This window comes from Streptomyces sp. NPDC002328, assembly GCF_042890065.1.
Lineage (GTDB): Bacteria > Actinomycetota > Actinomycetes > Streptomycetales > Streptomycetaceae > Streptomyces.
On record NZ_JBIARQ010000009.1, the window covers coordinates 103,728 to 116,584 of the forward strand.

12 protein-coding genes and 2 pseudogenes are annotated in these 12,857 nt (G+C 74.6%); 10 read left to right on the forward strand and 4 right to left on the reverse strand.

Going from position 1 to position 12,857, the window contains the following annotated elements; genetic code table 11:
* Window positions 1–34: 34 nt before the first annotated feature.
* Complete coding sequence (locus ACFYX4_RS23140; RefSeq protein ID WP_389336356.1) at window positions 35–568, reverse strand: gamma carbonic anhydrase family protein; 534 nt, start codon at window positions 566–568, stop codon at window positions 35–37.
* Between the two features lie 110 nt (window positions 569–678).
* On the opposite strand from ACFYX4_RS23140, the gene ACFYX4_RS23145 reads away from it, so the two are divergent.
* From ACFYX4_RS23145 to ACFYX4_RS23155, 3 genes are all read left to right on the forward strand, one after another.
* The gene (locus tag ACFYX4_RS23145; protein WP_389336359.1) at window positions 679–1,443 is read left to right on the forward strand and encodes an acyltransferase; all 765 of its coding nucleotides are present in this window, start codon (window positions 679–681) and stop codon (window positions 1,441–1,443) included.
* A 387-nt stretch (window positions 1,444–1,830) separates the two neighbouring features.
* A complete protein-coding gene (locus ACFYX4_RS23150) occupies window positions 1,831–2,403 on the forward strand; it encodes a helix-turn-helix domain-containing protein (RefSeq protein ID WP_389336362.1) in 573 nt (190 codons plus the stop codon).
* A gap of 43 nt (window positions 2,404–2,446) precedes the next feature.
* Window positions 2,447–3,001: a YbaK/EbsC family protein gene (locus ACFYX4_RS23155; RefSeq protein WP_389336365.1), complete on the forward strand. Its 555-nt coding sequence runs from the start codon at window positions 2,447–2,449 to the stop codon at window positions 2,999–3,001.
* Window positions 3,002–3,063: 62 nt separating this feature from the next.
* Here ACFYX4_RS23155 and ACFYX4_RS23160 read toward each other — a convergent pair whose 3' ends face one another.
* Window positions 3,064–3,483, reverse strand: a complete 420-nt coding sequence (locus ACFYX4_RS23160; RefSeq protein WP_389336368.1) for a CoA-binding protein — start codon at window positions 3,481–3,483, stop codon at window positions 3,064–3,066.
* Window positions 3,484–3,628: 145 nt separating this feature from the next.
* Between ACFYX4_RS23160 and ACFYX4_RS23165 the strand changes: the two genes are divergently transcribed.
* The 6 genes from ACFYX4_RS23165 (at window position 3,629) to ACFYX4_RS23190 (ending at window position 10,763) form a co-directional block, all read left to right on the forward strand.
* Window positions 3,629–4,378, forward strand: a complete 750-nt coding sequence (locus ACFYX4_RS23165; protein WP_389336370.1) for a hypothetical protein — start codon at window positions 3,629–3,631, stop codon at window positions 4,376–4,378.
* 143 nt (window positions 4,379–4,521) lie between these two features.
* The gene (locus ACFYX4_RS23170; RefSeq protein ID WP_389336895.1) at window positions 4,522–5,043 is read left to right on the forward strand and encodes a SixA phosphatase family protein; all 522 of its coding nucleotides are present in this window, start codon (window positions 4,522–4,524) and stop codon (window positions 5,041–5,043) included.
* A 164-nt stretch (window positions 5,044–5,207) separates the two neighbouring features.
* Window positions 5,208–5,831 carry a hypothetical protein gene (locus ACFYX4_RS23175; RefSeq protein ID WP_389336373.1) on the forward strand — a complete coding sequence of 208 codons (624 nt, stop codon included), beginning with the start codon at window positions 5,208–5,210 and terminating at the stop codon, window positions 5,829–5,831.
* A gap of 9 nt (window positions 5,832–5,840) precedes the next feature.
* Window positions 5,841–6,470 carry a YigZ family protein gene (locus ACFYX4_RS23180; RefSeq protein ID WP_389336376.1) on the forward strand — a complete coding sequence of 210 codons (630 nt, stop codon included), beginning with the start codon at window positions 5,841–5,843 and terminating at the stop codon, window positions 6,468–6,470.
* A gap of 127 nt (window positions 6,471–6,597) precedes the next feature.
* The gene (locus ACFYX4_RS23185; protein WP_389336379.1) at window positions 6,598–7,761 is read left to right on the forward strand and encodes an exonuclease SbcCD subunit D; all 1,164 of its coding nucleotides are present in this window, start codon (window positions 6,598–6,600) and stop codon (window positions 7,759–7,761) included.
* Complete coding sequence (locus ACFYX4_RS23190; RefSeq protein WP_389336382.1) at window positions 7,758–10,763, forward strand: AAA family ATPase; 3,006 nt, start codon at window positions 7,758–7,760, stop codon at window positions 10,761–10,763. Before ACFYX4_RS23185 ends, ACFYX4_RS23190 begins: the two co-directional genes overlap by 4 nt.
* On the opposite strand, the pseudogene ACFYX4_RS23195 reads toward ACFYX4_RS23190, so the two are convergent.
* Window positions 10,757–10,903, reverse strand: a pseudogene (locus ACFYX4_RS23195) (Lrp/AsnC ligand binding domain-containing protein); the annotation flags it as partial. The gene ACFYX4_RS23190 and the pseudogene ACFYX4_RS23195 sit on opposite strands and share 7 nt — an antisense overlap.
* Here ACFYX4_RS23195 and ACFYX4_RS23200 point away from each other — a divergent pair.
* A pseudogene (locus ACFYX4_RS23200) lies at window positions 10,903–11,103 on the forward strand (rhodanese-like domain-containing protein); the annotation flags it as partial. The pseudogenes ACFYX4_RS23195 and ACFYX4_RS23200 sit on opposite strands and share 1 nt — an antisense overlap.
* A gap of 49 nt (window positions 11,104–11,152) precedes the next feature.
* Here the strand turns inward: ACFYX4_RS23200 and ACFYX4_RS23205 are convergent.
* On the reverse strand, window positions 11,153–12,844 hold the full coding sequence (locus ACFYX4_RS23205) for a DUF885 domain-containing protein (RefSeq protein WP_389336898.1): 1,692 nt from the start codon (window positions 12,842–12,844) through the stop codon (window positions 11,153–11,155).
* Window positions 12,845–12,857: the final 13 nt, after the last annotated feature.

The following is a 12,857-nucleotide window of genomic DNA, read 5'->3' on the forward strand; positions in this document are numbered from 1 at the left end:
GCCACCGCCCCGCCACCCGGGCGCGGCTCGGCCGCTAGGCCCTCCCGTGCACCTCCCGATGCGCCCCCGCCAGCTCCGCGTACATCGTGCCGTTCAGGGTGACCCCCTGCCGCTCCTCCTCCGTGAGCTGCCGCTTCACCTTCGCGGGGACGCCCGCCACCAGGGACCCCGGCGGCACCTCCATCCCCTGCGGCACCAACGCCTGCGCGGCGACCAGCGACCCGGCCCCGATCACCGCGCCGTTCAGCACGGTCGCCCCCATCCCGATGAGGCAGTCGTCGCCCACGCTCGCCCCGTGGACCACGGCGTTGTGCCCGACGGACACCCGCTCGCCGATCGTGACGGGGAACCCGGGATCCGCGTGCAGCGTGCAGTTGTCCTGCACGTTGCTCTGCGCGCCGACGGAGATCGACTCGACGTCGCCGCGCACCACCGCGCCGTACCAGACGCTCGCCCCCGCCTCCAGCGTCACCCCGCCGATCACCGACGCCGTCGGCGCCACGAACGCCTCCTCGTGGATCTTCGGTTCCCTGCCGCCGATGCCCGTGATCAGCGCCTTGTGCGTCATCAACGTCTCCTGTCCGTCCGCGGTACACCGGCACCGTACGCCACCCGGTGGGGTGAAGATCACAGGGCCGGGGAGTCATCGCCCCGCCACGCGCTGAGTACGGTGTCCGGGTGCCGAAGCGCAAGAACACGTTCTCATCCTGGCGACGCCGCCTCGGGCAGCGCGTCGTCCACGCGGGCTGGGCCTGGGTGCAGCGCACCGGCTCCGTCACCGCCGAGCACCCCGGCCGCCTCCGCTTCGGCTCGATGGGCGCCGGCACCCGGCTCGCCTTCCCGCTCGGCACCGTCTTCGGCGAACCGTGGATCCACCTCGGCTCGCACTGCATCGTCGGCGAGCAGGTCACGCTGACGGCCGGACTGATGCCCGACCTGGACCTCGGCCCCGACCCGATCCTGCGCATCGGCGACGGCGTGGTGCTGGGCCGCGGCAGCCACGTCATCGCGGACACCACCGTCACCATCGGCAGCGACTGCTACTTCGGCCCGTACGTCTACGTCACGTCCACCAACCACTCCTACGACGACCCGCACCAGCCCATCGGCAAGCAGTGGCCGCGGATGGAGTCCGTGGAGATAGGCTCCGGCTGCTGGATCGGCACCGGCGCGGTGATCCTGCCGGGCGCGCGGGTCGGGCGGAACGTCGTCGTCGCGGCCGGCGCGGTGGTGCGCGGCACGGTGCCCGACCACGCCGTGGTCGCGGGCGCGCCCGCCCGGGTCGTACGACGCTGGACTCCCGCCGAGGGCTGGCAGCCCCCGCTGCGCACCCCGCCGCCGGTACCGATCCCGGACGGGGTGACCTCCGAGCAGCTGGTCGCGTTGTCGGAACTGGACGAGGAGTCGGCGGCGCGACTGGCGGAACTGGAACCGGAGCACTGAGCCGGACCGAGTGCACCGACCCCTCGTCGGAGCACCGATCCGCAAAAACGGAACGGGAGCGCCGACCCGGAACGCGTGCGCCGATCCGGAACCGGAGCGCTGCCCCGCAGCAGGAGCGCCGCCCCGCAGCGGGATCACTGCCCCGTAGCCGGAGCGCTGCCCTGGAACCGGAGCGGTGTCCTGTAGCCGGAGCGCTGCTCCAGAACTGGATCAGTGCCCCGCGATCGGAGCGCCGCCCTGCGACCGCGACCGGAGCGTCGCCCCGGCCCGCCGTCCCCCGCCGCCCGGCACGGCCCCGTGCCGCGGGCAGTACAGTTTCTTGCACGATCGAGTGCAACGCACCGCGCGGTGCTGTGCGGGCAAGCGAACCCCGAACTTGGACGGAACGTGTCGGACCTCGACCTGCTGACCCAGTCCCTGGCGCGCAACGTCAAACGCTGGCGCGCCGAGCGTGGCTTCACGCTGGACGCGCTCGCCGCCCGCGCGGGAGTCAGCCGGGGCATGCTGATCCAGATCGAGCAGGCCCGCACCAACCCCAGCCTCGGCACGGTCGTCAAGATCGGCGACGCGCTCGGCGTCAGCATCACCACCCTGCTCGACTACGAGCAGGGCCCCAAGGTGCGTATCGTCCCCGCCGACCAGGTGGTCCGGCTGTGGCACACCGACGCGGGCAGCTACAGCCGTCTGCTCGCCGGCACCGAGGCGCCCGGCCCGCTGGAGATGTGGGAGTGGCGGCTGATGCCCGGCGAGAGCAGCGGCTCCGACCCGCACCCGGCGGGCACGGTCGAGATCGCCCACGTCACGGCCGGTGAGCTGACCCTCACCGTCGAGGGCGCCGAGTACCGCGTCGAGGCCGGCGCGAGCGTCACCTTCGCCGCCGACGCGCCCCACACGTACGGCAACCGGGGCGAGACCCCGACCGAACTGATGCTGACCGTGTCGGTGCCGCCCGTCCGCTGAGACGGCCCGCCGACCGCCGCCGCGCCGCTGCTAGCGTGCGGGCATGGACGCGCCCATCGGACACTTCGACGACGCCCGACCCGCCCCCGACTGCCTGGACGAGCTGATCGCACCGGTCGCCGACGCCATACGCCGGTGGAGCGGCAGTGTCCCCGCCGACCAGGTCGTCTACGTCGACACCGACCCGCGATGGGCCGACACCGCGGTCTTCGTCGAGCACTACGGGCGGGAGCTGCTGGAGCGGTCCGCGAACTGCGTCGTCGTGGCCGGCAAGCGCGGCGGTGAGACCACGCTGGCCGCGTGCCTGGTGCCGTCCACCACCCGCGTCGACGTCAACGGCCTGGTGCGCCGGCAACTCGGCGCGCGAAAGGCGTCGTTCGCGGCGATGGACACGGCCGTCGGGGAGACCGGCATGGAGTACGGCGGCATCACGCCCGTCGGACTGCCCGCCGCTTGGCCCCTGTTGGTGGACTCGGCCGTGATCGACCTGCCGTACGTCCTGGTGGGCAGCGGACGCCGACGCGGGAAACTCCTCGTGCCCGGCAAGGCGTTCGCGGAACTGCCGGGCGCGGTCGTGCTGGAGGCCCTGGGAATCTGAGCGGTGACGCTCCGTCAGATCGTCAGATCGCCAGGTCGGCACGTCGCCAAGTTGTCAGGTCGTCAGGATGAGGCGTGGGGGAGGCGGGGGATCTCTATCGCCGGGCAGCGGTCCATGACCATCTCCAGGCCCGCGGCGCGCGTGCGGTCGTAGGCGGCCTCGTCGACGACGCCCAGTTGGAACCACACCGCCCGCGCGCCCTTGGCGACCGCCTCGTCCGCGACGGCTCCCGCGAGGTCGCCGTTGACGAAGACGTCGACGACGTCCACCTCGAAGGGGATGTCCGCGAGGGAGGCGTACCCCTGCTCGCCGTGCACCGTCTCCGCCTTGGGATGGACGGGGACGACCCGTTTGCCGAAGCGCTGGAGCACCTCGGCGACGCCGTAGGCCGCGCGCCGGGTGTTCGTCGACAGGCCCACCACCGCCCAGGTGTCGCCGAGTTCGGTGAGGATCTTGCGGACGGTTGCCTCGTCGCCGTGCACGGGCGGCCTCCTGTGTCTGCTGCTTACGGGATCGCGTTGTTCACCTCGACAACAGCGGAGCACCGGCCGTGATTCCGCGCCGACGCCGGCCTTGATTCCGTGCCGTCGGCCTGCGGACGGGCCGCCGTCCGCCTACGCTCGCCCCGTGCTGTGCATCATCGACGCCCGAACCGGCGACTCCGTCGCCGCCGCCCCGGCCCGGCGCGGACTGACCCGTGTCGAAGCCCATGCGTCGGGGGACGACACGGGCGCGCTCCGTGTCCTCCTCGTCGCCGACGTGCTCGTCCGCGTCCTCGAACTCGACGGCACCCCCGTGCTCGCCTCGCTCGCGGGCGGCAGAGAGCCGGCGAAGCTGCGGGTGGCCGCCACGGCCCTAGGCATCCGGCCCTTCGAAGAGGCGCGGGACCTCGGCGACGGCGTCCGCGTCGGTGTCGGTGTCGGCGGGGCGCAGGCCCTGCACGTGGTGCGGAAGGGCGCTCAGACGCCCGACGGGATCAGGATCGGCGTGGGGCCCGTGCTCACCGCGGCGTCCGCCGAGCGAGAAGCCGAAGCCGACCCCGCCGTCCTCCGCCTCGCCCTGCTCTCCCACCGCCACGGCGATCCCGTCGCGCTCGACGCGGCGGCGCTGGGCGCGGCCCGCGAGACGCTCGTACGCTGGCGTGGGGCGGTCGCCGACTGGGCGCGGCGGCCCTCGCGCCCGGTGCCCGACGAGGTGCGGGGGCGGTTGCGGACCGCCTGGGAGGACGACTTGGACGTGCCCGAGGTGCTGCGCGTACTGCGGCAGGTCGAGGAGCCGGACCCGCACCTGAGGGACGGCGCCCGCTTCGAGACGTACGCGTACGCGGACCGTCTCCTGGGCCTGGAGCTGACCCGCGACGTGGGAGCGCCGGAGTGAGCGGGCGGAGGGCCGGGGACGCGCCGGGGAGGGGCATCGGATCCTATTCCGGCGTCGAGAGCGCACCTGGTATCGAGAGCGCACCCGGCGTCGAGGGCGCATCCGGCGTCGAAGCGGACGTCGAGGACAGCGCAGCGGCCGGCATCGTGCCCTTGCGGCGGCTGGTGGTGCTGCGGCACGCCAAGTCGGCCTGGCCGGAGGGGACGCCCGACCACGAGCGGCCGCTCGGGCCGCGTGGCCGCCGGGACGCGCCGGCCGCCGGCCGGGCGCTCGCCGAGGCGGGCCGGGTCCCCGACCTCGCGCTCTGCTCCACCGCCGAGCGCGCCCGCCGCACCTGGGAGCTGGCCTCGGCCGAGTGGCGGGCCGCGACGCCGGTCCGGTACGAGCCCCGCCTGTACGGGGCCGACGCCTTCGACCTGCTGGAGGTCGTCCGGGAGACGCCCGCCGAGGTCGGGACGCTCCTGCTGGTCGGCCACAATCCCGGGCTGGAGGAACTGGTCCTCGACCTGGCGGGCGAGGGGGTCGACGACACCCTGGCCGAGGTGCGGACCAAGTTCCCGACGTCGGCGATCGCCGTCCTGGACTGGCACGGCGCCGCCTGGCGCGACCTGACCCCGGGCGCGGCCCTCCTCGCCGCACTGACCGTCCCCAGAGGAGCCCGCTGACCCGCCGTCCCGCAGGACGCCACGTCATCCTCCGGTCGCACCGCGCCATCAACCCACAGGCGTAACCGGGTTCAGCCCCCAGAGCGATCCTCGGCGGCACCCCTGGCTGGGATCTTCGTCACCGAACGGGCCGGCCACCAGTCCACCGAACCCGAGGATCGCGCATGCAGCCGCTCCCGCACGTCGAAGAACCCAGTGCCGTCAGTCGCCCCGGACGCTACCGCGCCGCGTGGCGGGCGGCCCACGAGCCCGTCGCCGGGGTGTCCCGGGGCATGCGACTCGTGGCGTACGCCGTTCCGGTGACCGTCCTGCCGGCGGGCATCTGGCGGCTCCCTGCCGCGTTCGGCGACGGGACGCCGGCCGGTGAGCGGGCGTACATCGTCCTCCTGACGGTGGTGTCCGAAGCTCTCGCGTTCACCGCGATCGGCCTGATCGCCCGCTGGGGCGAGGTGTTCCCGCGCTGGGTCCCGTTCCTGCGCGGCCTCAGGGTCCCCCCGAGGGCGGTGATCGTCCCGGCCGCCGCCGGAGCCGCCGTCCTCACGCTCCTGTTCACCGTCCTGTTCCTCGTCTCCGAGGTCAGGGGCACCACGATCGGGGGCGGCGATCTGCCGGCCGGCTCCCCGAGCCTGGCCACCGGCTGGGAGGCCGCCTGGTTCTACGTCTGCTACGCGCCGCTGACGCTGTGGGGGCCGCTGCTGGCCGTGCTGACCGTCGCCTACGCGAAACGCCGTCGCGCGGCCGACGAGCCGTCGTACTCAGGCAGGAGAGCGCCCGGCCGGTCCGATTAGGCTGACCGGATGCAGGACGAGTACCGCACCGTCGCCCACGCGGGCGTGCACGAGACCGAGGTCAACCGATCCCGCTTCCTGTGCGCCCTCGCCCCGGCGGCCACCGAGCGGGAGGCTCAGGACTTCCTCGCGGCCGTCCGCAAGGAGCACTCCGACGCCACCCACAACTGCTGGGCGTACGTCATCGGCGCCGACGCCGCGATCCAGAAGGCCAGTGACGACGGCGAACCCGGCGGCACCGCGGGCGTCCCGATGCTCCAGATGCTGCTGCGCCGCGACATGCGGTACGTCGTCGCCGTCGTCACCCGCTACTACGGCGGCGTCAAGCTCGGCGCGGGCGGTCTCATCCGGGCGTACGGCGGGGCCGTCGGCGAGGCCCTGGACGTCCTCGGCACCCGCACCCGCCGCCGGTTCCGCCTCGCCACGCTCACCGCGGACCACCAGCGCGCGGGCAAGCTCCAGAACGATCTGCGCGCCACCGGCCGCGAGGTCCGCGACGTCCGCTACGGCGAGGCGGTCACGATCGAGATCGGCCTGCCGGACGCCGACGTGGACGCCTTCCGCTCCTGGCTGGCGGACGCGACGGCGGGCACGGCGGGCTTCGAGCTCGGCGGGGAGGCGTACGGGGACGCACCTTGAGACATGGCGTCCGGAATGCCCGTAGTGTCCCCGATTTCCGTAATGGGCACCTTCGGTGGCCGATATGATGATGCGATACGGGAGTTACCGCCCGTGATGTCAGACCCGGCCGTTAGTCTCGAGGATCATGAGGTTCCTGCACACGTCCGACTGGCATCTCGGCCGGGCCTTCCACCGGGTGAACATGCTCGGCGCCCAGGCCGAGTTCATCGGCCATCTCGTCACCACCGTGCGTGAGCGCGAGGTGGACGCGGTGGTCGTGTCCGGTGATGTGTACGACCGGGCGGTCCCGCCGCTCGCCGCCGTCGAGCTGTTCGACGACGCCCTGCACCGGCTGGCCGACCTGGGCGTGCCCACGGTGATGATCTCCGGGAACCACGACTCCGCGCGGCGGCTCGGAGTGGGCGCCGGGCTGATCGGACGGGCGGGGATCCATCTGCGCACCGACCCCGCCGCGGCCGGCACGCCGGTCGTCCTCGCGGACGCCTTCGGCGACGTGGCCTTCTACGGTCTGCCCTATCTCGAACCCGCCCTGGTCAAGGAAGAGTTCGGGGTGGAGCGGACAGGCCACGAGGCCGTGCTCGCCGCCGCCATGGACCGGGTGCGCGCCGACCTCGCCACGCGCGCGCGGGGCACCCGCTCGGTCGTCCTCGCGCACGCCTTCGTCACCGGCGGTGAACCCAGCGACAGTGAGAGGGACATCACCGTCGGCGGCGTCGCCTCCGTGCCCGCCGGCGTCTTCGACGGCGTCGACTACGTGGCGCTCGGGCATCTGCACGGCTGCCAGGCCCTCACCGAACGCGTCCGCTACTCCGGCTCCCCGCTGCCGTACTCCTTCTCGGAGACCGACCACCGCAAGACCATGTGGCTGGTCGACCTCGACGCCGACGGATCGCTCGACGCCGAGCGGATCGACTGCCCCGTGCCGCGCGCCCTGGCCCGGATCCGCGGCACGCTGGAGGAGCTGCTCGACGATCCGGCGCTCACGCGGCACGAGGAGGCGTGGGTCGAGGCCACCCTGACCGACGTCGTGCGCCCCGCCGACCCCATGGCCCGCCTCGCCGAGCGCTTCCCGCACACCCTCAGCCTGGTCTTCGCCCCCGACCGCGCCCCCGACGACCCGGACGTCTCCTACGCCCGACGCCTCGCCGGGCGCAGCGACCAGGAGATCGCCGAGGACTTCGTGGCGCACGTGCGCGGAGCGGGGCCCGACGCGCGCGAGCAGCGCGTGCTGCGGGACGCCTTCGACGCCGTGCGCGCGGACGACGCGGTGCGGGAGGTGGCCCGATGAGGCTGCACCGGCTCGACCTCACAGCCTTCGGCCCGTTCGGCGGCTCGCAGAGCGTCGACTTCGACGAGCTGTCCGCCGCCGGGCTCTTCCTGCTGCACGGCCCGACGGGCGCCGGCAAGACCTCCGTCCTGGACGCCGTCTGCTACGCCCTCTACGGCGCCGTCCCCGGCGCCCGCCAGAGCGGCCAGGGCCAGACCCTGCGCAGCGACCACGCCGCCCCCGGCACCCGCACCGAGGTCACCCTCGAACTCACCGTCGCCGGAAGGCGGTTGGAGGTCACCCGGCAGCCGCCCTGGGAACGCCCCAAGAAGCGCGGCACGGGCACGACGCTCGACAAGGCGCAGAGCTGGCTGCGCGAGTACGACGCCGCCGCCGGCGCCTGGAAGGACCTCAGCCGCTCCCACCAGGAGATCGGCGAGGAGATCGGCGGGCTGCTGGGGATGAGCCGCGAGCAGTTCTGCCAGGTCGTGTTGCTGCCGCAGGGCGACTTCGCGCGCTTCCTGCGCGCCGACGCCGAGGCGCGCGGCCGGCTGCTCGGGCGGCTCTTCGACACCCAGCGCTTCGCCGACGTGGAGAAGCGCCTCGCCGAGCGCCGCCGCGCCGCCGAGGCACGCGTGCGCGAGGCCGACGCCGCGCTGCTCGCCGACGCGCACCGCATGCAGCAGGCCGCCGGCCACGCCATGGAGCTGCCCGAGCTGACCCCGGGCGAGCCGGGCCTCGCCCAGACCGTGCTGACCGCCGCCGCCGTCGCCCGCAGCACCGCCCGGGAACAGCTCACGATCGCCCACTGCGGCCGTCTCGCCGCCGAGTCGGCCCAGGCCGCCGCCGACCGCGACCTGTCCGACGTACGCGAACTCGCCCGGTTGCAGAGGCGGTTCGAGGAGGCACGCGGGCGGGCCGCCCTGCTGGAGGAGCGGGCCGGGGCGCACCGGGAGGCGCAGGCGCGGATGCAGCGCGCCCGCAAGGCGGAGGCCGTGGCGCCGGCGCTGGAGCTGCGGGACGCCGCCGACGCGGAGCACCGCGGGGCGGCAGCCGCCGAGGCACGCGCGCGCGTGCTGCTGCCGGAGGGGTTCGCGGACGCCGGCGCCGCCGGACTCGCCGCCGCCGCGCGCCGGTCCGCCGAGGAGCTGGGCGGCCTGGAGTCGGCCCGCCGCGGCGAGCGCCGGCTGTCCGAACTGGCCGCCGAGCGCGCCGATCTGGACCGGCAGGAACGCGCCGATGAGGACGTCCTCACGGAGACCGAGGGCTGGCTCGCCGACTGGGACGCCACCCGCGCGGAACTCCAGCGCCGTATCGAGTCCGCCCAGGAGGCCGCCGCCCGCGCCGAACAGCTCGCCGTCCGACGCGAGCCCGCACAGCGGAGGCTGAAGGCCGCCCGCCTGCGCGACCGGCTGGCCCGCGACACGGACGACGCCGAGCAGCGGGCCCGTACCGCGGCGGACCACGCCGTCGAGGCGCGGACGCACTGGCTCGACCTCAAGGAGCAGCGCCTCGACGGCATCGCCGCCGAACTGGCCGCCACCCTGGAGGACGGCGCGCCCTGCGCCGTCTGCGGCGCCACCGAGCACCCCGCGCCCGCGCGCAGGGACGCCGGGCACGTCGACCGCGAGGCCGAGGAACAGGCCCTCGCCGCCTACCAGAGCGCCGAGCAGCGGCGCGCGAAAGCCGAACGCGACCTCGGCGCCGTCCGGGAGACGCTCGCCGCGGCCGCGGCCGAGGCCGGCGACACCGCCACCGACCGACAAGCCACCGACCGGCTCGCCGCCGAGGCCGACGCACTCGACCGCGCCCACGCCGAGGCCCGCCGGGACGCCTCCGCGCTGCACCCCGCGCGCGAGGAGCTGCGCCACGCCGAGCAGGAGCACGAGCGGCGCACCGCCGCCCAGCGGGAGGCCCAGGTCCGGGCCGCCTCCCGGGTCGGCCACCGGGAACGGCTGGACCGTGAACGGGCCGCGCTGGAAGAGGAGTTGACCCGGGCGAGAGCCGGCGCGCAGAGCGTCGCCGCGCGGATCGGGGACCTGGAGCGGCGGGCCGCCCGGCTCACCGAGGCGGCCGACGCCGCCCGCGCCGCCGAGGAGGCCGCCGCCCGTCTCAAGGCCGCCGACGGACGCCTCGACGAGGCCGCCTTCAGGGCCGGCTTCGACACCCCGCAGGCCGCCGCCGACGCCCTCCTCGACGACGCCGCCCACCGCGAGCTGCAACGCCGTCTGGACGCCCGGCAGGACGAGGAGGCCGCCGTACGGGCCGTTCTCGCCGAACCGGAGACCGCGGCCGCCGCCCAGCGGGCGCCCGCCGTCCTCGCCGAGGCCGAAGAGGCCGCCGACCGGGCCGCCGCACGACTGCGCCGGGCCGCCTCCGCCCAGGACGCCGCAGCCGGCCGCTGCGCCGAACTCGACCGGCTCTCCGCGCGCGCGGCCGACGCCGTACGCGGGCTCGGGCCGCTGCGCGAGGAGTACGACCAGGTCGCCCGGATGGCCGGCCTCGCCGCCGGCACCTCGGCCGACAACGAGCGCCGGATGCGCCTGGAGTCGTACGTCCTGGCCGCCCGCCTGGAACAGGTGGCCGCCGCCGCGACCGTACGGCTGCGACGCATGTCCTCCGGGCGCTACACCCTCGTCCACTCCGACGACCGCAGCGGACGCGGGCGCAGCGGGCTCGGGCTGCACGTCGTGGACGCGTGGACCGGCCGCGAGCGGGACACGGCGACACTGTCGGGCGGCGAGACCTTCTTCGCCTCGCTCTCCCTCGCGCTGGGCCTCGCCGACGTCGTCACCGACGAGGCGGGCGGCGTCCGCCTGGACACGCTCTTCATCGATGAGGGCTTCGGCAGCCTCGACGACCAGACGCTGGACGAGGTCCTCGACGTCCTCGACTCCCTGCGCGAACGCGACCGCAGCGTCGGCATCGTCAGCCATGTGGGCGACCTGCGGCGGCGGATCCACGCCCAACTGGAGGTCGTCAAGGGCCGGTCGGGGTCGACGGTGCGCCAGCGCGGTCAGTGACCCAGGGGGCGCCGGGGCAGCGGTGACGAGTACACGACGCTGGTGGTGACCGACCTCAGCGTGCCGATCCGGCCCGACACCTCCTCCAGGTGGCGCATGGAACGGGCGGCGACCTTGATCACGAAGCAGTCGTCGCCCGTACTGCTGGGGCCCCGGCTGCAACGGCGCCACGCGCGCGGCCCTCGCGCTCGCCGAACTCGGCTACCGCGTCAAGGAGATGCTCGGCGGCTTCGAGTACTGGGCGCGCGAGGGCTTCGCGTTCGAGACCTGGCAGGGCGGTGAGCGGCGCGACGCCGACCCGCTCACCGCCCCGGTGGACGCGGCGGACTGCGGCTGCTGACGGAGAGCGAGGGCCTGACGGCGACCCGCCCCCCGCCGGCGGCCCCGGCTCACAGCCGCGACAACTCGTCCACCAGGTCGTCCAGACCGAGCGATCCCTGTGAAAGGGCCGCCATGTGCCAGGACTTGAGGTCGAAGGCGTCACCGTGCCGCGCGCGGGCCTTCTCACGGCCCAGCAGCCAGGCACGCTCGCCCAGCTTGTAGCCGATCGCCTGGCCGGGGATGGTCAGGTAGCGGGTCAGCTCGCTCTCCACGTAGTCCGCCGGACGGCTGCTGTGCGCGTTGAAGAACTCCTCGGCCAGCTCCGGGGTCCAGCGCTCACCCGGGTGGAAGGGGGAGTCCCCGGGGATCTCCAGCTCCAGGTGCATGCCGATGTCGACGATGACCCGCAGGGCCCGCATCATCTGCGCGTCCAGGTAGCCGAGCCGCTGCTCCGCGTCCGTGAGGAAGCCCAGCTCGTCCATGAGTCGCTCCGCGTACAGCGCCCAGCCCTCGGCGTTGGCGCTGACCATGCCGACGGTGGCCTGGTAGCGCGAGAGGTTCTCCGCCACGTGCACCCACTGCGCGAGCTGGAGGTGATGGCCGGGGACGCCCTCGTGGTACCAGGTCGACACCAGGTCGTAGACCGGGAAACGGGTCTGGCCCATCGTCGGCAGCCAGGTGCGGCCGGGGCGGGAGAAGTCCTCCGACGGGGGCGTGTAGTACGGGGCGGCGGCGCTGCCCGCCGGCGCGATGCGCGACTCCACCTTCCGTACCCGGTCGGCGAGTTCGAAGTGGGTGCCGTCCAGCGCGTCGATCGCCTGGTCCATCAGGCCCTGGAGCCAGTCGCGGACCTCGTCGACGCCCTCGATGTGGCTGCCCCGCTCGTCGAGGTGCGCGAGGGCCGCCCACGGCGACGTGGCGTCCGGCAGGATCTTCCGCGCCTCCCCCTCCATCTCGGTGAGCAGCCGGCGGTACTCGGCCCACCCGTACGCGTACGCTTCGTCCAGGTCGAGGTCGGTGCCGTTGAAGTAGCGCGCCCAGCGGGCGTACCGCTCCCGGCCGACGGTCTGCGGCGCGCCCTCCACGGCGGGCGCGTACACCTCACGCATCCAGTCCCGCAGCTCCACGACCGCCGCGGTCGCCGTCCGGGCCGCCTCGTCGAGTTCGGCGCGCAGCGCCTCGGGTCCGGCGGCGGCGAAGTCCTCGAACCAGCCGCGGCCCGAGCCGTCGGTGTCCGCCCACTCGGTGAGCTGCCCGACGAAGGCCTGCGTCGGCCGCGGAGCCGCGTACAGCTTGCGTTCCAGACCGAGCGCCAGCGACTCCCGGTAGCCGGCCAGCGCCGCCGGCACCGCGCGCAGCCGCTCGACGATCGCCGCCCAGTCCTCGTCGGTCCGCGTCGGCGTCACGGTGAACACCTCGCGCACGTGGTGCGCCGGCGTCCCCAGGTTGCCGACCGCGCGCAGCCCCTCCTCGGCCTCGTGGACGGCGAGCTCGGCGGTGAGCCGCTCGCGCAGCAGGCGCGCGCACCGGCGCTCGACGTCCCGGTCCGCGCCGGGTCGCCGCTCGGCCTCGTCGAGCCGCGCCAGCGTGTCCCGCGCGAGCCGCGCGAGCGCCTCCTGTCCGGCGGGCGAGAGGTCGGGCAGCCGGCTCGAGCTCTCCGGCACGCCGAGATAGGTGCCGGTGACCGGGTCGAGGGCGATGAGCTCGTCGACGAAGGCGTCGGCGACCTCGCGGGGCAGCGGGCTGTTCGTCTCTGACATGTCTGACATGCGG